The organism is Proteus sp. G2609, assembly GCF_963896135.1.
GTDB classification, from domain to species: domain Bacteria; phylum Pseudomonadota; class Gammaproteobacteria; order Enterobacterales; family Enterobacteriaceae; genus Proteus; species Proteus mirabilis.
This window is the reverse complement of the sequence record NZ_CAWQNB010000029.1, coordinates 157882-181179: the sequence shown is the minus strand read 5'-3', so window position 1 is coordinate 181179 and position 23298 is coordinate 157882. Positions and strand designations below refer to the sequence as shown.

18 protein-coding genes are annotated in these 23298 nt (G+C 34.5%); 7 read left to right on the top strand and 11 right to left on the bottom strand.

Annotated elements, in window-relative coordinates:
• Both AACV01_RS09070 and AACV01_RS09065 read left to right on the top strand, forming a co-directional pair.
• Positions 1-1101, top strand: a complete 1101-nt coding sequence (locus AACV01_RS09070; protein WP_020946480.1) for an HlyD family secretion protein — start codon at positions 1-3, stop codon at positions 1099-1101.
• On the top strand, positions 1094-2614 hold the full coding sequence (locus AACV01_RS09065) for an MFS transporter (RefSeq protein WP_046334403.1): 1521 nt from the start codon (positions 1094-1096) through the stop codon (positions 2612-2614). The genes AACV01_RS09070 and AACV01_RS09065 overlap by 8 nt, the downstream gene beginning before the upstream one ends.
• A gap of 94 nt (positions 2615-2708) precedes the next feature.
• Here AACV01_RS09065 and AACV01_RS09060 read toward each other — a convergent pair whose 3' ends face one another.
• From AACV01_RS09060 to nagK, 11 genes are all read right to left on the bottom strand, one after another.
• Positions 2709-3158, bottom strand: a complete 450-nt coding sequence (locus AACV01_RS09060) for a DUF411 domain-containing protein (RefSeq protein WP_161682753.1) — start codon at positions 3156-3158, stop codon at positions 2709-2711.
• A 184-nt stretch (positions 3159-3342) separates the two neighbouring features.
• Complete coding sequence (locus AACV01_RS09055) at positions 3343-4017, bottom strand: fimbria/pilus chaperone family protein (protein ID WP_004246565.1); 675 nt, start codon at positions 4015-4017, stop codon at positions 3343-3345.
• A 21-nt stretch (positions 4018-4038) separates the two neighbouring features.
• Positions 4039-5952: a fimbria/pilus outer membrane usher protein gene (locus AACV01_RS09050; RefSeq protein ID WP_060554971.1), complete on the bottom strand. Its 1914-nt coding sequence runs from the start codon at positions 5950-5952 to the stop codon at positions 4039-4041.
• 173 nt (positions 5953-6125) lie between these two features.
• The gene (locus tag AACV01_RS09045; protein WP_223232002.1) at positions 6126-6428 is read right to left on the bottom strand and encodes a hypothetical protein; all 303 of its coding nucleotides are present in this window, start codon (positions 6426-6428) and stop codon (positions 6126-6128) included.
• A gap of 36 nt (positions 6429-6464) precedes the next feature.
• On the bottom strand, positions 6465-7103 hold the full coding sequence (locus AACV01_RS09040; protein WP_046334402.1) for a hypothetical protein: 639 nt from the start codon (positions 7101-7103) through the stop codon (positions 6465-6467).
• Positions 7104-7388: 285 nt separating this feature from the next.
• Positions 7389-8051, bottom strand: a complete 663-nt coding sequence (locus AACV01_RS09035) for a fimbrial subunit (protein WP_020946484.1) — start codon at positions 8049-8051, stop codon at positions 7389-7391.
• A 417-nt stretch (positions 8052-8468) separates the two neighbouring features.
• On the bottom strand, positions 8469-9125 hold the full coding sequence (locus AACV01_RS09030) for a fimbrial protein (protein WP_046334401.1): 657 nt from the start codon (positions 9123-9125) through the stop codon (positions 8469-8471).
• Between the two features lie 396 nt (positions 9126-9521).
• Positions 9522-10187: a fimbrial protein gene (locus AACV01_RS09025; RefSeq protein ID WP_161682751.1), complete on the bottom strand. Its 666-nt coding sequence runs from the start codon at positions 10185-10187 to the stop codon at positions 9522-9524.
• A gap of 298 nt (positions 10188-10485) precedes the next feature.
• A complete protein-coding gene (locus AACV01_RS09020; protein WP_004249797.1) occupies positions 10486-10890 on the bottom strand; it encodes a YgiW/YdeI family stress tolerance OB fold protein in 405 nt (134 codons plus the stop codon).
• Between the two features lie 148 nt (positions 10891-11038).
• Positions 11039-11623 carry a rhomboid family intramembrane serine protease gene (locus AACV01_RS09015; protein ID WP_017628739.1) on the bottom strand — a complete coding sequence of 195 codons (585 nt, stop codon included), beginning with the start codon at positions 11621-11623 and terminating at the stop codon, positions 11039-11041.
• A 94-nt stretch (positions 11624-11717) separates the two neighbouring features.
• Entirely contained in the window at positions 11718-12629 is a 912-nt protein-coding gene (gene nagK / locus AACV01_RS09010; protein ID WP_104836837.1) for an N-acetylglucosamine kinase, read from the bottom strand.
• A 1442-nt stretch (positions 12630-14071) separates the two neighbouring features.
• Here nagK and AACV01_RS09005 point away from each other — a divergent pair.
• The 5 genes from AACV01_RS09005 (at position 14072) to bcsD (ending at position 23263) form a co-directional block, all read left to right on the top strand.
• Positions 14072-14467, top strand: a complete 396-nt coding sequence (locus AACV01_RS09005; protein WP_046334400.1) for a hypothetical protein — start codon at positions 14072-14074, stop codon at positions 14465-14467.
• Between the two features lie 147 nt (positions 14468-14614).
• Positions 14615-16729: a UDP-forming cellulose synthase catalytic subunit gene (bcsA, locus tag AACV01_RS09000; protein WP_052715525.1), complete on the top strand. Its 2115-nt coding sequence runs from the start codon at positions 14615-14617 to the stop codon at positions 16727-16729.
• 2 nt (positions 16730-16731) lie between these two features.
• Positions 16732-19080, top strand: a complete 2349-nt coding sequence (gene bcsB / locus AACV01_RS08995) for a cellulose biosynthesis cyclic di-GMP-binding regulatory protein BcsB (RefSeq protein ID WP_161682749.1) — start codon at positions 16732-16734, stop codon at positions 19078-19080.
• Positions 19081-19090: 10 nt separating this feature from the next.
• Positions 19091-22777, top strand: a complete 3687-nt coding sequence (locus AACV01_RS08990) for a cellulose biosynthesis protein BcsC (RefSeq protein WP_161682748.1) — start codon at positions 19091-19093, stop codon at positions 22775-22777.
• A 15-nt stretch (positions 22778-22792) separates the two neighbouring features.
• On the top strand, positions 22793-23263 hold the full coding sequence (bcsD, locus tag AACV01_RS08985; protein ID WP_004246549.1) for a cellulose biosynthesis protein BcsD: 471 nt from the start codon (positions 22793-22795) through the stop codon (positions 23261-23263).
• The last annotated feature ends 35 nt before the right edge of the window (positions 23264-23298 follow it).

Here is a 23298-nt window from a genome sequence, read left to right as displayed (position 1 = left end):
ATGGAAAATATTCAATCAAAAAAAGAAAAAATCATGCAGTTAGTGATGGTTTATACACCTTGGATCACTGTGATATGTGTTGTTGCGTTTATTGGTATAGCGACTGCAGATTGGGATCGCTGGTGGAGTGATGCTCGTTATCAAACAACAGATAACGCTTACATAAAAGCGGACTCAACGATATTGAAATCACGAATGACTGGGTTTATTTCTCAGATTAATAAAGAGGATTACCAAGTAGTAAAACGTGGTGAGGTCATTGCTGAAATTAATAAGAAAGAACAAATATTAAATCGGCAAGCGGCATTAGCAGAGTATCAAAAAGCCCAATTAGCTTTAGATAATCTCACTGAAGAAATTAAAGAATATCAATTAAATATTGAGAAATTAGCTAATCGTTATCAAGCATCAGTTATTGATGTTACCCAAGCTAAGCGCAGTCCAATGTTGCGTAAAGATTTAATTAATAGTGGGGCAATCACACAACAAAATTATTTAGATGCTCAATCTGATTTGCAACGTTTAATGAAATTACAAAGTGCTGCGAAAAATGAGTGGGATCAGGCTAAACAAGCATTGGTATTACTAAAATCTCAAGAAAAAATACGTCTGGCACAAAAAGATATCGCTCAAACACAGTATCAGCAGGCTGAAACGGAGCTTTCATACGCGACTATTAAGGCTCCTTTCGATGCGCAATTAAATAAAATAAAAGTCAATATCGGTAGCCTTGTGACTGCGGGTAGCGAAATTGTGACTTTAACACCGATTAACGATGTATACATTATTGCCAATTTAAAAGAGACACAAATAAAAAAAGTACAGCCAGAACAATCTGTTGCTATCAAAGTTGATGCTTTTCCTACCGATGTTTTTTCAGGAAAAGTGAGATATATCGGCGCACAAAGTAGTGGTGAGTCAGCTCTTATTCCTGCGGATAATGCCAGTGGTAATTTTACTAAAGTAGTACAACGTATTCCGGTTTATATCACGCTCAATAGTGATAACCGACACTTAGCTAAATTAAGAGCGGGTATGTCTGTGCAAGTGAAAATTGACACAGAAAGCCTTCCTGTAGAGGAGGGGGATCGCAGTGATTAAATTATTATCAGCAGCACAAAATCATCGTCCTATTTTTGTTGTTATGGCTGTTTTTACCGGAGCTATTTTATCAACACTCTTTGTACGTATGTTTTCTATCTCATTAGCGGATTTAAGAGGCGTGTTTGGTTTAGATGTTGCCCAAGGATCTTGGTTGAATGTGGCTCTTAATATAGCTCAATTGATCAGTATGACTCTTGTACCTTGGTTTATGGTGGTTTATGGCGCAGAAAAAATATTAATCAGTGCGAGTTTTATCCTTTTTTGTTGTGGATTAGCAGTTCCCATAATAGGACAACAGATTGGTTTTGGCGGACTTTTTATTGCTCATTTTATGATTGGATTTTGTATCGGAGTCTATTTGCCGATGACGATTTCATTAGCCTTAAAAAGTTTAAATCCCAGTGTTTGGCTAATCGTTATGGCGGCTTATAGCTTACGTGTTTCTGTAGGAATGGATGCGGGAGTGGGGATCTCAGGAGAATTTGTTGAAATATTGAATTGGCGTTGGATTTATTGGTTATCCGCTATTTTCACCTTAGTCATCCTATTTTTTACCTGGTGGGGAATGCCACTCTCACCTATTAATAAAGCATTGCTCGCTCAAAGTGATTGGGGAGGAATGGCGCTTAAATGCTTAGGATTAACGCTATTATATATTGGTGTCGTTCAAGGTGAATTGTTAGGTTGGTGGGATTCTGGGCTGGTCGTGTCTTGCTTAATCGGTAGCGCTATACTGATGGGGACATTTATTATTAGAGCTTGTATTTATAAACAAAGCTTTGGCCACTTAAATTGGATCAAAGATAGTAATTTACGGCTCTGCTTTATTATTGCCTGTTTATATGGCTTTTTGATGTTACCTAATTCGTTATTTATACCTTCATTTTTGAGTGTTGTTGGTGGGTTGAAACCACTACAAATAGGTCAAGTTACCAATCTTGCCTTCTTTATCTATCTATTATGTAGTCCAATAGCTATTTTTCTTGCACGGCGTTTAGAGCCACGATTAATGATGTTAATAGGTATTATGATTATTGGAGGAGCATGTTTAATCGGTCATCAAATTGATTATCAGTGGCGAGCTAATGATTTCTTTATTGTCATATCTATGCAAGCAATGGGGGAATGTTTGCTACTTATCGGATTAATTGCCTCATTTGTTACTAATATCAAGCCACAAGAAGCGTTACATTTAGGGGCATATATTTCGATAGCGAGAGTATTAATGCCAGCCCTTGCAGGAGCTATTATCAATACATATTTGAGGATCTCATATGATACTCATTATGATTTGTTAAGAGGATACATACAAACTGGTGAGCAAAAATTAGCAGGGAATATTGCTGAACATTATCAAACAACGATGGCATTAGTAATAAGAGAAGCACATGTTGCCTCTTTTATTGATGGTTTTGATTTGATTATGCTCTTGGTTATTTTAGGTGCTCTTTGTATGTCATTTTTAAAATCGTCACCAGAAAATCCGGTAGTCCCAAGGCTAGTAAAATAAAAAACTGCCTGTTTTAGTACAGGCAGAAAATAAAATAAGAATAATATAATAGGAGAGAAATATTCTTGTTACATCAATATGATGAGCGTAAAAATTAATTGTATGATTTAAATAGTGATTGATTACCTGCTTTATCAAAAGCAATGACTTGATAAGGTTCTTTATAGCCCCCTGCATACATACCTAAGCTACCCGCTGGCATACCTGCAACAGCAATGCCTGTTTGCTTTTTATCCATTAAGTCTATATTTTTTAAGCTATCGATAGGAATATGTCCGACTAAGTCTTTGCCTTGGTATGTTGCATAGTGACAGCTTAATAAATTATCAGGGACTGCTGCTTGCTGATATTTTTGCATTAATTCTGTTTCAGAGACAATATTGACATTAACATCAAAGCCCGCTTCTTTTACACCATCAGCCCACAAATTACAGCAACCACAATTTTCGGTTTTATAAACTTCAACTACAGCATGATTTGCCGCTTGTACAGTACCACTAACCGTTGACAATACTAAGAGAGAGGGAAAAAGTAATTTTTTCATCATGTATTCCTTATAGATACGAATACAGAGAACAATAATCTTTCCCCCTACAGGAAGGTCAATTCAAATAAAGTATAAGCGTGTAGATTTTTGTAAAAATAAATATATAGGGTTAATAATATAAATGTCTACATAAATAAAAAAGCCTTGATATAACATATCAAGGCTTTATATATTAATTATTTTAATTATTAACTTTCATTTTAATGTCACCTGCTAATTTAAATCCATAACGACTTAAAGGTGATATTTTTATTTCTGTTAACTTTTCTTTTACATCAACTTTTATTTCTTCTTGAGGACGAATATAAAATTGACCAATACTATAACCGTTATTGCTTGGTAAAGAGCTAAAAGCGGGAGCCATACGAATAACTTGTTTACCATTATTCTTTAATATTAATTGATTATTGACTTGTTTTACTTCTAGATTTTTCCAAGGTTCACGCTCTATGGTTAACCCTTTTGGAATAATTAACATCGCAATATCTTGTCTGATAGGCATTTTTGTTGAATTGACCTTTGCAACACCAATACCTTGGAAAGAGGCTTTTAAAATTTGTTCATCATCAAATTCAATACCGTCTTTTAAAATAAAATTAATATTCTGACTTTGATCTGGCTCTATTCTTGTAATAGGTGGAGTTATAATAATATTTTTTGCTATTTCGTGTTGTTTATCTAAATCGCTGACTTTTGTTGATAATAAAATAGGTTCACTACCCGTATTTTTAACATTAAAAATCTTTCTTGGTTCTTCTGAATCTAAAATAACAGTCATGGTTTCCAATTGAAAACTAGCATGAGAAAAATGACTTATTAATAGAATGAGAAAAATCATTCCTTTTAGTATTTTCATAATTAGACTATCCTCTTTGTATTACTTACAAATTGCATCAACTTTTTCATATAAAAAGTCTGGATTAAATTCTTCTGGAACTGAATAATCAACAGAACAGATGTCACCATTATCTGATTTTACTTTTAGTGGTTTACCGATTTGCTCATTACTTATTATAACATTACCGTCCCCCATAATAACACCTATTAGATTTCCCTTATCATCAATAACACTATTTGCTGTATTAACAGGTTTACCATCTGGTTTTTTTATTTCTAATAAAACTTGCTTCATTGTATTGACGGGGATCTCACGAGAAAAAACAGTACCTTTTGCCAATGCAATATCAAAGGATGTTGTGCCTAACATAACATTGAGTGGTAAATTTTTAGTATTTAATAGAACAGTTGTTTTTTTATTTACAGGTAAGTTAGGAATAACGGCGGTACCAAAGTGATTAGTTATTGTCGTACCACCACCCATAGAGTTAACTAAAATACCAGATTGTCCTGGAACACGTAAAATACCGAAAGTATCTCCTAACTCCACAGGAGAAGTAGCAAATAATCCATCACTATAAGCAATAGCACCAGATGCTGTCAGCATCGCCGATTTTTGATTACTATTACTAAAGGAGCCTGTCGCACTAATTTGGCTGTAAGCGGTTGTTGCATTGATATTACCGCTAATATTCTTATCTTTACTGTCTTTATCAGCAGTTGCCCCGATAGAATATCTAAATAAATCATTATGATAATTACTATAATTTGTTGTTAAAGATGATGTTTTATAATGTTGGTATTGAGTACTAAATGATGATGAATTATTAATAGGTACGTTGATGTTTACAAATGTACGATCTTCAAAATTACTACTTTTTTGATAGCTAATATTAAAAGACATAAATGGAAATCTTTTTCCATAAGAAATGGTATTTGAATAATTGTCTTTTTTATCACCATAATATTGGCTATAGCTAAGGCTATAACTCAGTGATCCATAACGTTGATTTCCTAAGCTTAGAGATAATGAGCTTGATGTTTTTGTCTGATTATTAGCAAGATTATCATCTAATGGGTCTTCTATATTATCTATTTGTAGAGATTCATAGAGTGTCGAATAGTTACGTGAACGATATATTGTTGATAAGCCTAGTGAGAATACTGATACAGGTAAACTTAAATTAGCATTTGCTTGGAAGCCATCACCTTTATTAGAAGAAGATGCATATTTAATACCAAAGCCAGTAGATAAAGGACGATGTTCACCAAAAACGCTATTTACGCTACCTACAATGGACTTATATTTTGATGATATTTCCATACCCCCTAGAAAATTATGATTTAAATAATTAATGCCACCTTCAAAACCGGTAATAAAAGGAGTATGTATGCGTTCATCACTTGAGTTTTTTCTATATTTCCCCATAAAAAAGTTAAAGCTGCTACTACTCTGTGGATTTTTTAAGTCTTTATTTGATGTAATAACATCAAATTCTTGAATAGTACCATCATCTTGAATAACTTTGACATGTAATGGTTGACTTGATGATACACCACTAATGTTATTTAATTGGAAAGGGCCTGCAGGTATTATCGTTCTATATAACAATCGATTATTTTGTGTGACTTCAACGGTAGCCGGTTTTTCAGACATCCCAGTAATAGGAACTGTCAACTTACTGTTTTGATAGCTACTATCTGAATATAATTGAAAACCATTCACATCAGCACTATCTAATAACTCACTATTAGATGTAATTTGGCCTAATTGTAAAATGGCTTTGATGCGCTCTATTGTACGTGAAAGCGTTGTTTCATTAAATCTATAGTAAGTTTTCCCATCACCTGAAGAAAAGCTACTGTTATTACGTAAAATCCAATTATAAAAATTTATACCTGTTTTAAAATCACCTTGATAAAAACTCCTATTATTAGAGCCATTTAACTTCATACCATAGATTCTATAGTTGTTGAATACCCCTAAGCCACCATAGGTTAATTCATTACCATAGGCACTTTGATCGAAGTAATCATCATTAATAGTGATATCAATAGAGTTGTTATTTGGGTGATAGGTAATATCTGATTTAGGATATATCTCTAAAAAATCAGCACAATCTGAATTTATCTCTTTTTTTTTAATTTCAGCTTATCTATTAATTGATTATTTAAGCAAAGATTACCTGATTCATTAATAAGAATATTATCAGAATAGTTAAGGCTACTATTTACTATAATTGTTACATCATGATAACCAGGAAGAAAATGACTTCCTTCTTTAAAATAATCAGCGATTTCACTGCCATAACCAAGAGATTTAAGTGAGTCAATATCAAACTCGATATTTTTATTATCAGCTAATGCTAAATTATTGTTAATTAGATAAGCTAATAATAAAAATATCATTTTACGATATCGAAAATGCATAATGAACCCCATAGTAAAACGTCGCGTTTTTAAATTTTAAGATCCAAATGAAAAATCGAATAATAGAGAGCCTGAAAGTTCTCCACCATCGACAAGAGGGCCATTTGTTTCTTTTAAACTATAAATTGTTGGTGAAATTTTTAACTTTAATTGATAGTTATTCCCTTTCGAAGGTGTTACACCATCTTGACTAAATCCGTTTAGAGTGCCTATTTTTAATTGTGGGCTTGTTTTTATTATTCCAATATTATTTTCGTTATCTGTTTCATAAATATTAACATCAATACCATCTACTGTGGCTTTTTCAACAGATACCTGAAAAAAACCAATCTTACCTGTTGTATTTATAGTGCCAAGGCCAAAATGAGTTTGATCATTATCTGTGGTTGTTCCCATTTTTTCATCTGCCTTTATTGAAAATAGTACAGGTGAAACAGGTGAAGGACAGCTTATATTTATTAATGTATAACGATCATCTAACTTATTATTTTCATTATATTTAAACATATAAGCTTTAAGATTATGATACTCTATGGTTATATCTTTTTGTGACACAAAACAATCATCATTAAATGATGGTGCTAGATCGTTATAAATATCTGCAAAAGCAGATGTTGATACTAATGAAATACTTAAAAATGGTAAGGTAAAATAAAAAGATTTTATAATATTCATAATAACCTAAAGCCAGCTAGTGTAGTTTCTTTTTCTGATGTATTTAACTAATTCGACCTTTATAATAATTTTTAATTAATTATACGCTTATAGAAAATAAAAAACAGTCTTGTAATTTAATTGGTGATTTTAAAATGGGTTTTTATATTCTATATCAAATCGGCTACTCTAAAATATATAGTCTATATAAGATAATTAATAAAAGACTTTCTATATCTGATAATTTATAAAAATATTTAAATAAAAACGTAAGAAACCCAAATGATTTCTTACGTTTTTTTTTAATTAAATTCCGAATTGGAATGTTAATGTGGCTAAACCATCTAACTTAGCATCACCATCACTATTTTTTAGTGCGCTATTGATGGTTGGTGTGACTTCAAAATCTGCTGCAAATACTTGACCGTCAGCATAATCATTAGCATTACTACGAGCCCAACCTAATGAATCATTTTTTACTAGTGTCTTAGAAGTAGATCTGCTATATCTAGAATCCATTACATAGACTTTCTTTTCTTCACTAGTCAAATCTTCTTTTACTGTGGCATTTTTCATTGAAACTGTGTAGTAACCTACTTTAGTATCAACAGCCTCTTTTCCATCGACTGCCATCTTATAACTGCCTAAACCAAAATAAGAATCACCTTCTTTTTTTTCTGTCCCAGCTCTATTATCAGTAGGAGTAAAAGCTAGATAAGTTTTTGCATCACAAGTTACGACAATATTTTTTGATTGAGGCTCTAATGTTAAATCACCTTTTGCAGGGAAAAGCCCAGGAGTTACAGCAAAAGTATATTCAACAGTAGTTTCACTTGTTTCGCCATTGATGGTACAAGTTGGTGGTTGGATATCCCCACTTACTTTTAATTTAGCGGTTGGTGTCGCAGCGAAAGCGATACTACTTGATAAAGTAAGTAAAGAAATAGCTAATAAGCTTTTTTTGAACATATATCCTCCATGAGCGATATAAAACTATCTTAAAAAGATTATTTATAAGCTCTGATATCGTTTGATTTTAAATAGTAAAAATCTCAATTTTTTAGAGTGACTCAAAATATATAAAAATCATCTAAATAAGATTGTATTTATATATTATACGCGTATATATAAATATTAACACCCTTGGTTAAATTTTTCGCATTAATAATTTAACAAAAGATTAAATATAATATGATTTATCAGAAAATGATTTTCTTTATTTGATGGAGTTTCTATATTTTATACCTAAATATAGATTTTTTTCTTGATGGTTTTTTTTTGATATTATCGAGAAGGTTGTTTTTGTGGAAAATAAGAATGTAAGAAATTTGTTTAATTTCTTACATTCTATTTTAAATTAATTTAGATTAATTTAATTTAATTAAATTAGATACCAAATTGGAAAGCAAGAGTTGCTAAACCATCTAATTTAGGTTCACCTCCGCTATTTTTTAGTTCACTATTGATAGTTGGTTTGATTTCGAAATCAGCTGCAAATACTTCACCGGCAGAGAAATCGGTAGAGCTTTTAGCCCACGCAAACACTTTTTCTTTTTGAAGACCTTGAGAACTGTTTACAGCACCATTGTAGAATACAGAAACTTTAGCTTCTTCTGCATCAGCAGTTGGTTTTACTGTCGCATTTTTCATAGTAATACCATAGAAACCTACTTTAGTATCTACAGCTTCACCCTCTTTGTTTGTGTCGTGGTGTGTACCTAAACCAAAGTTAGCCGCATTTGCTTCTAATTCTGAACCTGCTCTATCATCTGTAGGAACAAAAGCTAAATAGGTTCTAGCATCACAAGTTACAGTAATGTTGTGTGAAATTGGTTCTAATGTTAGATTACCTTTTGCTGGGAAAAGGCCTGGGCTAACATCGAATTTATATTCAACAGTAGTCTCACTTGTTTCCCCATTAACTGTACAAGTAGGGGCTTGAATAGTACCGATAACTTTTAGTTTAGCAGTAGGTGCAGCTGCAAAGGCAACACTACTTGTTAGAGCAAGTAAAGAAACAGCTAATAAACTTTTTTTAAACATACATCCTCCAGTGGAAGTATATATATATCTTAATTCGATACATATATACCTTTTTAATGCACTTTATTTTTTCTAAAATAATAAAATGCTCTCAACTTTTTAAGTTGCTTATTTATATTATTATCTTAATAAGAATACCTTACAAATAATTATACGCTGATAAAAAATAAAAAATAGTATTTATAATTAAATAAACTTTAAATGCATAAAAAAGATAAGAATTAAATATTTTAATCTTAATAAGATAGTCATTAAATGTTATTTAAATCAAAATAAGATAATTAATAAATTACTTTCTTTGTTTGAGTATTTAAATATGAGTCTTATTATAATAAATAAAAAAGAATATAATAAAAAGTGTAAGGTAATTGTTAAATACCTTACACTTTATTAATATTAAATACCAAATTGAAATGTCAAAGTGGCTAAGCCATCTAATTCAGCTTCGCCTTCGATTTTTTTCATTTGGCTATTAATGACGGGGTTGACTTCAAAGTCAGCAGCAAAAGATTTTCCTGCAACAAATGTCTTACCAGGCAAAGCCCAACCATACTCACTTTGTTTATGAATTAATGTATTAGGAACTGATGTCGTGGCGTTGTTAGATTTGATATAAGCTTTTTCAAACTTACTACCATCTTCTTTTTTGACAGTGGCATTGCTGATATTGATGGTGTAATAGCCCACTTTTGTTTCTGCATTTTTTCCATCATCTTTATTTTTAAATTGATAGTGACCTAAACCAAAGAAGGCTTCACTTTCTTGGCTCTGTGTCCCCAATCTATTATCTGTTGCAACAAAAGCTAAATAAGTACTTGAATCACAAGAAATAACAATGTTTTTTGATTGACCTGCTAACTTTAAGTCACCCTTTTCAGGGAAAAGACCTGGAGTGATATCAAAGTTGTAGATGATTGTGGCTTCTTGCTCTTCATTATTGATAGTACAAGTCGGAGGCTTGATCCTTCCTGTGACTTTTAATTTAGCAATAGGGTTAGCTGCTAAAGTAGTACCGCTGGATAATGCTAATAAAGAAATTGCTAATAAATATTTTTTAAACATACATCCTCCTATGGCGGTATAGTAATTTATCAAATTATAGCCGTCATTTTTTGATGTGTTTTGTTTTTTTTATAAAAAATATTTAATAATTACGTAATTTAAGTATTTTTTCTTACTTAAAATAAAAACAATCAAAAAAGCTTTTGTGACAAAGCTAACAATAAAACGGTGGCGCTATATTGTTCATAATCCGATGATAAATTGATGGAGGAAGCATCAATGGATAAGGATAAAAGAAGGGAATAAATAAAAAGACACATAATGTTTTAATCTTTATGTGTCTTTTTAAAGAGTATAGTTATTTAACAATGCTCAGTTGTTTTACATCGATTTCAGTACTTGTCCACTCTTTATCGATCTTACCTTCAATTTTTACGGTATTCTCAGGCGTAACGGTTTGACCACGCCATCTTTTTTGGTCTATTTCAACATTAATAGCACCTGTTGTGTCTTCAAAAACATAAAGCTCATCACCAATTTTTTTGGTGATTTTACCTGTTAAGATAACCCAAGTATCATCTGAAAGTGTTTTTGCTTTAGCAACGGTGGTTTCGCTAATTGAAGGACCTTTAAATCCACCTTGCTCTGTGGTGGTGATAGCGCTTTGTGGGGCAACAAAACCACCACTATTTTGTTGGTTTGAATTGGCTTGAGATGCAAAAGCCAATGTACTACCAATTAATAAAACTAGTATTTTTTTCATAATAGGCTCGCTTATTGGTTTAAACATTCACTTAGAGATAGATTAATTCTAGTTCAATTCTTCCTATAAAAATGCATATTAAAGTAAATATTGGTATTAATAGATCAATTTTATCAACTTGTTATTGATAAATGATGGTGTAATTATTTCATTTTATTATTTCTACTACACGGCTTTTCCGACGAATGATTTTTCTTGCACACCAAGCATAAAGCAACCCAGAGATAACGCCTGCGATATGTGATTCTGTAGAAACTCCTAATTGCCCGGGGATTAATCCATAAGCCATAGAGCCGTAATAAAACAGCACAAATAAGGCGATGACGATATCGATAATTTTATGGCGAGTAAAAGCATGGGCAATTAGCAGTGACCATAATCCAAAGATCCACCCACTTGCACCGACATGAATAGCGTTACGCCCAAACAACCAAACTAATAACCCACTGATGATAATGATAAAAATACTTGAATAGCAATATTCTCGTAATGACTGTGTCATCAATAAAAAGCTAAGGATAAGAAAAGGTAATAAATTACTAAAAAGGTGAGACCATGAGCCATGAATAAAAGGTGAAATAAAGATACCGAATAAACCTTCGCTGCTTCTTGGAATAATACCATATTGAAGAAGATGGACTGGGAAGAGGCTCCCTATAATTTGTAATAAGAAAAGAAGGATAGTTAAACCACCGAGAATATAAATTCTTCTTTTTAGCCAGAGACGATCCATAACGATAAGCCTTTATTGTAGGTGATGACCTTTATTTCTGAATCTACTGTAAAGAGAAGAGCCTTTCTGTTAGATGGCTCTTCTTCTATTATATTCAGTCTAATAAATTTAAGCAGGCAGCACCTCTTGCTCCACCCGCATCACCATAACGTGCTTTTTCTATTGTTGGAATTTGCGTATTACCGTATACGCAATGTGAGAGATAATCGGGTAATAGGGTATACAGTGCGTCAAATTGCGATAAACCGCCACCAATGACAATTAAATGTGGGTCAAGTACAGTCAGAATATTGCTAAGGTAAATGGCTAATACTTTCATATAGCGGTCAACATGCTGTTGGGTTTGTTCATCACCTTGATAATATTGTGCAACGATATCTACCGCTCTTTGTGGTGAGCCATTAAAGGCTTTATACATACGTTCAAAACCACGACCAGATAAATAAGTCTCAAAGCAGGCTTTTCTACCACAACCGCACAATATTTTTGGCATGATCTCACCAATCACATTATCAGCATCTACATTAAGATTCATGTGACCTATTTCACCGGCAATACCATTTTTACCAGAGAGTACTTTGCCATCAATGACAAAACCACCGCCAACACCCGTACCTAATATTAAGCCCAGTACTGAAGGATAATGACGAAATTCAGGATCCCATGCTTCTGATAAGGCAAAACAGTTCGCATCATTCTCAACTTTGACGGGGCGTTCAAGAATATTAGCCAGATCGTGGATCATCGGTTTATATTTGGCAGCAGGCACGTTGGTGGTAAATACAGTTCCTTCTTTTGCGTTGACGATGCCAGGAACACCGATACCTATTTTTCCTTTACAGCCTAAATCATTATCAGCTTCTAAAGTGAGTGTTTTAAAAACATTTAATAGAGCTTGATAATCATTCTTTGGCGTTGGTACACGTTTTTGCCATACTTGAGTCAGATCTTTATCAAAAACGGCGAGCTCGATTTTTGTGCCGCCCATATCAAAACCATAATACATATCAGTCTCTTAGTTATCCTGTAAATGTAATCCGTAGCTTAATTAAATAGAGAAGAAGCTATGGTGCTTAATGGTCATCACTTCAGTTAATGCGTTTTTTCTCTGTCTATTACTTCCACAGATTATAAGATTTATCACTATTTATTAAAGATAGCATAGAAACAATCGTAGATAAGCGCATTTTGTGATCTTATCAGGAGGTGAAACGTTTTTTCTAACCCATTTTTAATAGAAAAAAACTATCATAAAATGACTGTTTTTTAGATTTTAATAAAGAAAATATGGATTAATATGATAGGAATACTCTTAAAAAGAGTGGCTATAAAAATGTTATCGTTAACATTGTATCTAAAATAGATGGTTGTTATTTGATGTGTTTTTATTAGTATAAAAACGTAGTTAAGTGCTATTTAATGATATAAAAAAATAAAAATATACGTATGAATACGTGTATATAGTAATAGTATCTACAAGGTATACATTATTTATTATAAATCAGTTGGTTAAAAATTTATTGTTATTATAGTGTTAAAGTTAATTAATGTATTCGTATCTAGTATATTTATTCTTTTTATTAAGTATTATTAACAATATTATTTAATACGTAAAATATAATCTTAGTTAATTATCCTGATTTTATGGTTAATGATAGTTGTTTTTCCTATTAATAAACAATAAAGAATATTGTTATTAAATCATCGCTTTTAAGTTATTTTTTTTAGATTATCTTAATGGGTCTGAATAAATAAAGTTATTTTCTTTTTATAGCATGACAATGTGTTAGCTACTCTATGAAAAAAATACACTTTTCACTTATAAAAACGTGTCTTTTTTTGATGATGATCAACACAAAAAACAACATCGCATTTTGCTTTGTGAGCCATTCTTTACATTTAAAAAAGATCAGTAGCTGAAAATTTTCATATTACTTTTCTCAATGTTTTTTCTTCTTAGAATAAATTATATTACAAGGTAATAATTACAGGATTTTATTTTTATAAAATTTATACAATTTGTTATTAGTTTTATCACGTTATTATATGGGGAATTAACCTGCTTTTTTACGTTAAAAAGTGACTTTCTTTTTGTGTTTTTCATTAACATTGTATTAAGTAAAAATACACAGTTAGATAAAATAAAATACAAGCTGAGCAAAAAATAGCTATTTTGAAGACGTTGTATTTCCTATTAAAATAATTATACAATTCAAATTAAATAATCATTACTTACAATTAGACAGTGTCTTTTTTATTAGATGAAATATTTTACAAGTAAAATTACTCTGCATGATTTAGATTTGTATAAATAAATGAAAGTTGTCCTGCAACTCTTAGGTGTTAGCTTTTAAATAAGCTTATTTTAATTGTTTTCGTATCCTTATCTTGGTGAGGTTTTTAATTGTTTGACAAGGTGTTAGGTGCGATTATTTAAGGGTTCATATTATGTATGATGATATAAATAATTTAAAAAATAAGTTCCAGGAAGAGGGATTTACTTTTCAAGATTTCTCTTCTCAAACGACAGGTAATATAGCCTGTAATATTAGTAATAGTGTTATAAATCAACAGGATAATAAAGACTCCCTATCAGAGGATAATGAAGAGTTCTTGAATATATCTAAAGTTAAAAATAGGCAAAAACAAACAGCTAATATAGCGACCTCTCTTTCTTATTCACAAGATTTAGCCTCGGAAGTAAAAGAAAAAAATAGAGTTAATAAGCGAAGTAAGTGTTTGCTAGATAATCAGTTATTTGAAAAAAAAACCACAGATAAGTGCCAAGTAAATGAAAAGCTCTCATTGCAAAAGATATTTGCATTTATTGCATCAGCTAATTAAACAAGCTCTTATATATAAATAATATTGACTTATGTCAATTTATAGCTATTGGTATTTTCTTTTTTTAAAAGAATTTATTGGTCTATTGTACCAAGAATAAATTTTTTCTTAAAAAAGAAAAAAATAGCAATGGCAAGGTACGGGGTTATGAATAAATTATTTAAATTATTAATAACAGCTTTTTTATTAATAACAATGTTTTCGCTTATTGTTATGCCAATGAGTGCTAAACAACAATATATATTTGGTATAATTAATATTCTGCTGTTATTTATTATTGGCTCTAAAAAGTCAAAAAAACGATTATTAACAATGATTTTTTTATCATTGTTAATGTCTACACGTTATCTGTATTGGCGAGCAACCCACACACTTAATTTTAATACCTCTATTGAAGGGATATTGGGTACAGGATTATTTTTAGCTGAGATCTACTCTTGGATTATTTTAGTTTTAGGTTATTTCCAAACAGCTTGGCCATTAAATAGAAAAATAGCGCCATTACCAAAAGATATCTCGTTATGGCCAACAGTGGATATTTATGTACCCACATATAACGAAAGTTTAGATGTGGTGCGTGATACGGTTTTAGCTGCACAAGGTATTGATTATCCAAAAGATAAAATGAAAGTTTATCTTTTGGATGATGGTAGCCGTGAAGAGTTTAAGCAATTCGCCAATGATGTTGGTGTGACTTATATTGAGCGTGAAGAGCACGATCACGCTAAGGCAGGTAATCTAAATCACGCAATGGCATTAACTGATGGTGAGCTTATTTGCGTCTTTGATTGTGACCATATCTCTACCCGTATATTTTTACAGGCAACGGTGGGTTATTTCCTTGAAGATCCAAAATTAGCTTTGGTGCAAACACCACACTATTTTTATTCACCCGATCCTTTTGAACGTAATTTAAGTGCCGCCAAAAACGGCCCTCACGAAGGTGCACTTTTTTATGGCCCTGTTCAACGAGGTAATGATAATTGGAATGCAACCTTCTTCTGTGGTTCATGTGCGGTAATGCGTCGTAGTGCCCTAGAAGAAATTGGTGGTATTGCGGTTGAGACAGTCACAGAAGATGCCCATACGGCATTAAAATTACAACGTTTAGGTTGGAATTCGGCATTTATTGATATTCCTTTAGCTGCAGGTCTAGCAACAGAGCGTTTAGCATTACATGTTAATCAACGTATTCGTTGGGCTAGAGGAATGACACAAATCTTTCGTGTTGATAACCCTATGTTAGGCCGTGGCTTAACGTTTCCTCAGCGGTTATGTTATCTCAATGCGATGATGCATTTTCAGTATGGATTGCCTCGGATTATCTTTTTAACCGCACCTTTACTGTTTATGTTATTCAACCTCAATATTATCGCCTCTTCTGCCAGTATGATTTTTGCCTTTGCATTACCACATTTAATTATGTCGGTGTATGTAAACTCACGAAATATTGGTAAATATCGCTATTCTTTCTGGGGAGAAATCTATGAAACAGTGATGGCATTTAGTTTAGTACTGCCTACATTGCTCAGTTTAGTCTCGCCTAAATTAGGTAAATTTAATGTCACTGATAAAGGCGATTTGCTTGATAAAAGCTATATGGATTATCTAACGGTACGCCCTTTGATTATTACTGCACTGCTTCTAGTTATGGGTATTTCATGGGTCATCATTCGTTATTTATTAAATGATTTTCAAGGCATCGACCCTTTAGTCATTGTATTGAATTTGGTTTGGGCAACTTATAGTTTATTTATTGTGTTGGCATCGATCGCAGTAGGTAAAGAAACACGCCAAATTCGTAAAAATACCCGCATTAAGGCATCACTTCCTATCACTTTACATTTTGATGATGGCGCTAAATTACAAACTACCACCGAAGATATTTCTATGGGGGGAGTGCGTATTGCGATTAATAAAATAGCTGAATTACGCCAGCGTACCGTTAATAGCATTACGTTAATGGTGCAACGTGATGTTGTTACGCTTCCTGTGGAAATGGTCAGTTTAGAAAATAGCCAGTTACGTCTCGCTTTTTTACCAATGGATTTAAATCTACGCCGTAAGTTAGTACGGGTGATCTTTGGTCGAGCAGATGCTTGGGTTCATCAAACACAATATCAAGACAAACCATTAAAAGAGTTAGGTGCTATCACTGGCTGTATTTTTGAGTTGTTCTTTGGTCGTCGTCAAAAAGTAAAAGCACCGGTAAAAAGAACAAAAACCTCTCTCTCTGTGCAATCTATTAATGGGGATGACTAGGTATGAAAAAGAAACTGACATCAATACTAAGTCTGACGGTTATTGCCATGGCGAGTATTCATTTTTGCTATGCGACAACAGGAATGCTAGAGCTAGATGGTGAAGTATTACCAGAGCCAACATCTTATACTCATCCGCCACTACAACCCACAGTAAGTACGCAACTATTTGATGATGTTGCACTCTCCGAGGCGCGTAATATTGAAGAACAGTTAACATTAGCTCAAATGGGGAGTCCATCACCAATAGTATTATCCGGTCGACGTTTATTATCCGGCGTGACATTTCGTATGGCAAATGATCTGTTTATCGATAGTGCAACACTCACCATGAAAGTGAAAGCTTCATCGGGATTAGTACAAGCCGATAAAACGTTACATTTGATGCTAAATGGTCAACCTATGGGATTTTTGCCTTTAGAAGAAGGTGAGCAAGAACATGAGTATATGTTAGAAATCCCTGAAATGATGTTGACCAATGTAAACAACTTGAGTTTTCGCCTTGCCAGTCGCGATGCTTTAGATGAAAAGCAGTGTATGCCTCCTTTAGCTGATGAGTTAAGTTTGGTGATTTCGCCCGATTCATCATTAAATTATCGAGGTCGTTGGATTAATGGCGGGTATAGCTTGGAACGACTGCCCCTACCGTTCTTTGATCCTGACAGAATGACAGCGACCTCGTTACCTATTGTTTTAGCCGATAAACCAGATAATGGGCAGGTAACAGCTGCCGCTATTGCTGCTTCTTGGTTTGGTAGTTTTAGTCATGATATTAAACAAATAGATTTACCTGTATTAATGAATCAACTACCTGATAGCGATGGTGTTTTAATTGGTTATGCCGGACAGACTATTGCAGGTATTACCTTACCATCAGGAAAAAATGGGCAGCTCACGATAGTCGATAACCCTGTTGATCCCGTATTTAAATTATTACTGATTAGCGGTGATGATGAAAAAACATTACGTCAAGCTGCATGGGCATTAAATAGTGGCAAATTACCACCAAATGACCAATTAACGGTTGCTGCTCAACATATTCCGGTACGTCAGGATTATGATGCCCCACGTTGGTTAAATACCAATTATCCCGTAACATTGGGTGAGATAGCTCATGGTCGTGATGATTTTACTCGCCAAGGAATAAATCATGCTCCTAATCAATTTTCGTTTCGTGTCTCACCCGATCTCTTTTGGTGGGATGGAGATGCGCTACCTTTAGATCTGCAATATGTTTTTCCTCATTCAGATAAAATAAATAGCCGTCACTCTTCGTTAATTGCCTCTTTAAACCATCAATTTATTGGTGCGTTATATCCTTCTCGTTCAGAGCCATTAGGAATATTAAGACAGTGGTTAGGGATGGAGAGTGCACAGCAAAGTAGTACGCTTTATTTAGATCCACGACAAATCTACAGTCAAAATCAATTAGAGTTCTATTTTGATTTACATGAGTATGATGATGCCCCCTGTATTTTAACGGATGGCCAAGGATTGATTAGTCGTATTGATCCGCAATCAACCTTACAATTTAAAAATACGTGGCACTATTCCAGAATGCCTAATTTAGCCTATTTTTCAGGTGCATCGTTCCCATTTAGTCGCCGGGCAGATTTTTCTCAAACCACATTATTATTGCCAGAAAATCCCACAACTGAAGAGCTATATACGTTAGTTAATTTAATGGCGAGATCAGGCTATTCAACCGGTACACCTGTTTCTTATATTTCTGTTTTTCTTGGTGCGCAAGCCTTAGAAAAAAATCAGTTAGCACAAAAAGATATCTTGGCGATTGGGGAGTTAGGTAGTAACGGCTTTTTGCCAAGTGCATTTTCACAAAAAACCTTCTCTTTTATAAATAACCAACTTGAGATCCAATCTCCCTCATTGATAGATAAAGCTAAAAGTTGGTTAGCCGGTGATCCATTATCACCAAGTAGTGATGCGGCAAATTATCTTGCTCCGTTAAATGATTGGCGGGGAATGATGAGTTTTATCTCTCCTTGGGCTAAAGATCGTGTGGTTGTTTTAGTGACTGCAAAAGGTAATGACTCAATTAAAAACATCATTGGTGATTTGAACCATGCAAATGTCAATGCCGCTATTAAAGGGGATCTGACTTTAATTAGTGGTCAAGATACGGTGATGAGCTTCCATTTAGGAGAACATTTTTCACAGGGAAACCTGCCTCTATTACAGCAATTTCTTTGGTATTGCACCAGACATGTCTATTTGCTTGGCATGTTGGCAGTCGGTTTTTGTGCGCTAACAGGGAGCGTGGTTTATTGCTGGTTACAACGTCGCTCAACGCGTCGCCTGAGTGAAATATCAAAGCGCCATGTTGATAAATAGGGGGAATAAAATGAAAAAACAGACACTTAATATGATTGTTAAAGTGATTTATGCCAGTTGCTTATTAGGCGTTACCCATTCCACGCTTGCTAATGCAACAGATGCGAATATTGTCAGCTCGTTAATAGAGCAAGCAAATTACTGGCATGGAAAAGCGCATGATGAACGAGCCATTGAAGCGCTACAAAAAGTGCTGATCATGGAAAATAATAATCAAGATGCGCTGTATTTAATGGCTTTTTTTACTGCGCAACAAGGAAATGAAAAACAAGCCAGCTATTGGCGTGAAAAACTGGCACGGATTGCACCTCAAGATCCGCGTATTGCGGGATTAAAAAATATTCGCTCATCTCAATTTAGTGAACAGCAATTGGGTTACGCGAGAGAATTAGCCCAAAAAGGGCAACATGAAGAGGCAATAAAAGCCTATCAGCGCTTATTTGTCACACATGAACCACCTGATACGCTATCACTTGAATATTATCAAACTATGGCTGGAATACCGGCAATGTTGCCACAAGCGATTGCTGGGTTAAAACAACGTGCTCAGCGGATGCCAGATAATAAAGAAACACAAAAAGCATTAGGATTAACATTAACTTATAACGAAGAAACTCGTCGTGAAGGGATTGCTATTTTAAGTAAAATTTCTGGTGATGAAACGGCGAAAAATGGATTAAGACAAGCCTTACTATGGCTTAATGTACGTCCTGATGATGAAGGGCTGTATCAATCTTATCTACAAACTAATCCTAACGATAAAGCCATTGCACAGCATTACCAAGGAGCAATACAAGGTAATGCCCGACAAGCAGGTTATGAAGCGCTAAACACAGGCAACCTAAAGCAAGCAACAACTTACTTTAAACAAGCATTAACGGTCGATAGTCAAGATGCTCAAGCGTTAGCAGGATTAGGTTATGTGGCTCTACGTTCAGGTGATTTGGCAACCGGACAAAAGTTATTAAACCAAGCCTCTCAGTCAGGGGGGGAACAAGGGCAAAAATGGAAACAACAAGCAGAGGATGCGGGTTTTTATTCTCAATTACGAGAAGTGCAACGACAAGCTAAGCAAGGTAATACTCAGCAAGCACTGGATAAATTATTACCTTTAACTCACTCATCGGGTGAAAAAGGATTATCAGCACATTTATTGCAAGCGGATTTATTGCGCAAACAAGGTAATTTACCTGCTGCTTATCAGCTATTATCTGAACTATATCAACAGCATAGTCAAAATGAAAAAGTTATTTCCGCATATTACTACTTGCTTATTCAACAAGGAAAAAACAGCCAAGCTGAGCAGTTAGTAGCAAAACAACCCGCATCTTTACGACAAAAATTAACGGCAAATACTGATCCATCAGAAAGATTACGTCGTGATGCGCAAAAGGCGTTAGAAAATGGTCATCGCACTCAGGCAAGACAATTATTAACTCAGGCACAACGTAAAAACCCGCAAAATAATTGGGTATACCTTGATTTAGCCCGTTTAATGATAGCCGAAGGTGATAAAACGCAAGCGGATCAGCTCATTTTACAACTTGAACGTCGTCAAACACGTGATGCCAATTATATTGCAGCTCTCTTTTATGTTGAACAAAAACAGTGGGATAAAGTTTTTAGCCTACTGAACAGTCAACCTCAACAAAATGAGGCGGAAAAAGCGTTATTAGAGAGAGCGCGTTTTTATCGTCAACTGACACAAGCTGAGCGTTACTATAAAACGGGCAATCTCGTTGCGATGCGCAATACGCTACGTCCTTTAATCAACCAAGTGGCTGATTATCCAAATGATGTAGGGGAATTAGCTGAAAAACTGGTAAATAGTGGTGCACAAGATGAAGCACTGCAATTGATTGAAAATGATCTGGCTAAAGGGACTAAAGGCTCTGTGGGAAATTATGCAGGGCATATCAATGTGTTTAATGCGTTAGGACGTTATGCACAAGCCTCGAGCTTGATTAATGATCCCGCATTACAGCAACAAACACCAGCAGCCGAGAAACAACGTTTAGCTATACTGACAAATGTTGCGCAAGCGGATAGTTTACGGGAAAAAGGTGAAATCAAAGCCGCTTATCAAACTCTCGTCACCTCATTAAAGGTAAGTCCTGATGATCCAGACTTATTAATGGCTTTAAGTCGTGTGTATTTAGCGCAATCTATGCCAGAGCAGTCAAATAAAATTCTCTCTTACCTTGAAAAACAGCAAGGGAGAGATAGCAAATTACTTCAAGCACAAATTGAAGTTGCTCTGGCGCAAAAAGACGGTCGTAAAGCCAAAACACTGTTACAACAAATACCGACATCTTCACAACCTGCTTATCTATTACAAGCAGCACAAGTAGCGCAATTAAACGGTGAAAATCGTCAGGCATTGGCGTTATTGCGTAGCGCACAATGGCAAACGACAAATAACACAACAGGTACGGTGAATACCGCAGCAGGGCAGTTAATGGCACTAGAGAGTGAAAATAGTGTGATGACTGGCTCTATAAATGAAGATAAACAGATGGTTGCTGTTCAACGCTCCATTCGTCAATTAGAGCAGCAGATATCTCCTTGGGTACAAGGTGGTATTGCTATTCGTCATCGTAATGGTGATAAGGGATTATCAAATTTGACTGAAATATCGGCACCGATTGCTATCTCAAGTGTTCCTGGTGAAGATTGGCGCTGGCAATTTAATATTAATCCCGTTTCAATCACCAGCGGTACGGCTTCTGGAGAGCGCGCTAATCGCTTTGGCTCGGGGCAATTGCAGCATGCTGAACGTTTTGCGAAAAACAGTGATAATCATGATGAAAAGAACAAAATAAACGCAGATGATGCGGGAAGCCAGCGGGCTTCAGGTGTTGAATTAGGATTGGTTTTATCTGATCACAATACACGTTTTGATGTTGGAACAACACCTTTGAATAAAGATAGTTCCACTATTGTTGGTGGACTGACTTACTCACCAAAAATTGGCCAAAATGGACAGTTAACATTAACCGCAGAGCGTAGAGCGATTAAAGATAGCTTACTTTCCTATATGGGACGTACCGATCCTATAACGGGAGAAACCTGGGGACAGGTCACGCGTAATGGTGCTAAAGCGCAATATGCATGGGATGATGGCAAAGTCGGTGCCTATATTGGTGGGGGATACTATAACTACCAAGGGAAAAGTGTTGAAAGTAATGAAGAGGTAAAAGTTTGGCTTGGCTCTTATGCAAACTTCTACAAAGATGAGCAACAAGAAGTCAAAGCGGGTGTTCATGTGGACTATATGAACTTTAAAAACAACCAAAATTACTTCTCATTAGGGCATGGGGGGTACTTTAGCCCACAAGATTATGTCGCTGTCTCTTTGCCTGTTGCTTATACCCGTCGTTTTGAAAAAGGAGAGGTATCGCTAAATGGTGCGATAGGGGTACAGAGTTACAAGCAAAAGGGGAGTGATTATTTTCCAACCCATGCTTATATGCAAAATGCGTTAAACAAACGTCATACGAGTGACTCACGTATTAAATCTCGTTATGAAGAGCAAGATGAAACCAATATTACCTATCGTTTAGGGCTCGATGCTAAATATTATTTAAATAAAGAGTCAGAATTAGGACTCAGCTTATCTCATGATACATCGGGTGATTATGCTGAAGATAATATGTGGTTATATCTAAAATACACCCCAGACTTTTTATCTAAATAATTAAGGAGATAAGTAATGAACCAACATGATAGCGATATATTACAGTTACCTTTTGAAAGCGGTTGGCAAGATCTGACACAACTATTATTTTTTCAAATAGTTAGTGATAACGATATTACGCAGGCCGAAAATAAATTAAGGGATATCGGGAAAGATATCGCTCAACGTTACCCATTACCTGATAGCGAAAATATCCAGTCATTAGAATCACATATCAATCAAGTTTTAACACTGTTTAAGTGGGGCTTTGTGACTATCTCTCCAGCAATGAGTGAGTTGCTATTAGTTCACTGTGCATGGCCACATTTTTCAGCAAATGAAGAGGAAGCTAATTGGCGTGCAGCGAGTGCCAGTGTATTAGAAGGGCTATATGAAGGCTGGCTTACTCATCAAGGGGGAAATGATAAAATGCATGTGCACCGTCAAGCTACAGATGCAAAAGATGCCTTTATTTTTCGTTATGCGAATAGTTCATCAGATAAATAATAAAAACTATGCTTTATTGATAAGCATAGGAGGAA

Excerpts from the sequence above, each read along its gene's own strand:
- AACV01_RS09030 (WP_046334401.1), bottom strand. The coding sequence starts at position 9,125 with ATGTTTAAAAAAAGTTTATTAGCTGTTTCTTTACTTGCTCTAACAAGT.
- AACV01_RS09045 (WP_223232002.1), bottom strand. The coding sequence starts at position 6,428 with ATGCATTTTCGATATCGTAAAATGATATTTTTATTATTAGCTTATCTA.
- AACV01_RS09025 (WP_161682751.1), bottom strand. The coding sequence starts at position 10,187 with ATGTTTAAAAAATATTTATTAGCAATTTCTTTATTAGCATTATCCAGC.
- AACV01_RS08990 (WP_161682748.1), top strand. The coding sequence starts at position 19,091 with ATGAAAAAACAGACACTTAATATGATTGTTAAAGTGATTTATGCCAGT.
- AACV01_RS09005 (WP_046334400.1), top strand. The coding sequence starts at position 14,072 with ATGTATGATGATATAAATAATTTAAAAAATAAGTTCCAGGAAGAGGGA.
- AACV01_RS09040 (WP_046334402.1), bottom strand. The coding sequence starts at position 7,103 with ATGAATATTATAAAATCTTTTTATTTTACCTTACCATTTTTAAGTATT.
- AACV01_RS09035 (WP_020946484.1), bottom strand. The coding sequence starts at position 8,051 with ATGTTCAAAAAAAGCTTATTAGCTATTTCTTTACTTACTTTATCAAGT.
- AACV01_RS09055 (WP_004246565.1), bottom strand. The coding sequence starts at position 4,017 with ATGAAAATACTAAAAGGAATGATTTTTCTCATTCTATTAATAAGTCAT.
- AACV01_RS09060 (WP_161682753.1), bottom strand. The coding sequence starts at position 3,158 with ATGAAAAAATTACTTTTTCCCTCTCTCTTAGTATTGTCAACGGTTAGT.
- bcsA (WP_052715525.1), top strand. The coding sequence starts at position 14,615 with ATGAATAAATTATTTAAATTATTAATAACAGCTTTTTTATTAATAACA.
- AACV01_RS09020 (WP_004249797.1), bottom strand. The coding sequence starts at position 10,890 with ATGAAAAAAATACTAGTTTTATTAATTGGTAGTACATTGGCTTTTGCA.
- AACV01_RS09070 (WP_020946480.1), top strand. The coding sequence starts at position 1 with ATGGAAAATATTCAATCAAAAAAAGAAAAAATCATGCAGTTAGTGATG.
- AACV01_RS09015 (WP_017628739.1), bottom strand. The coding sequence starts at position 11,623 with ATGGATCGTCTCTGGCTAAAAAGAAGAATTTATATTCTCGGTGGTTTA.
- nagK (WP_104836837.1), bottom strand. The coding sequence starts at position 12,629 with ATGTATTATGGTTTTGATATGGGCGGCACAAAAATCGAGCTCGCCGTT.
- bcsB (WP_161682749.1), top strand. The coding sequence starts at position 16,732 with ATGAAAAAGAAACTGACATCAATACTAAGTCTGACGGTTATTGCCATG.
- bcsD (WP_004246549.1), top strand. The coding sequence starts at position 22,793 with ATGAACCAACATGATAGCGATATATTACAGTTACCTTTTGAAAGCGGT.
- AACV01_RS09050 (WP_060554971.1), bottom strand. The coding sequence starts at position 5,952 with ATGAAGTTAAATGGCTCTAATAATAGGAGTTTTTATCAAGGTGATTTT.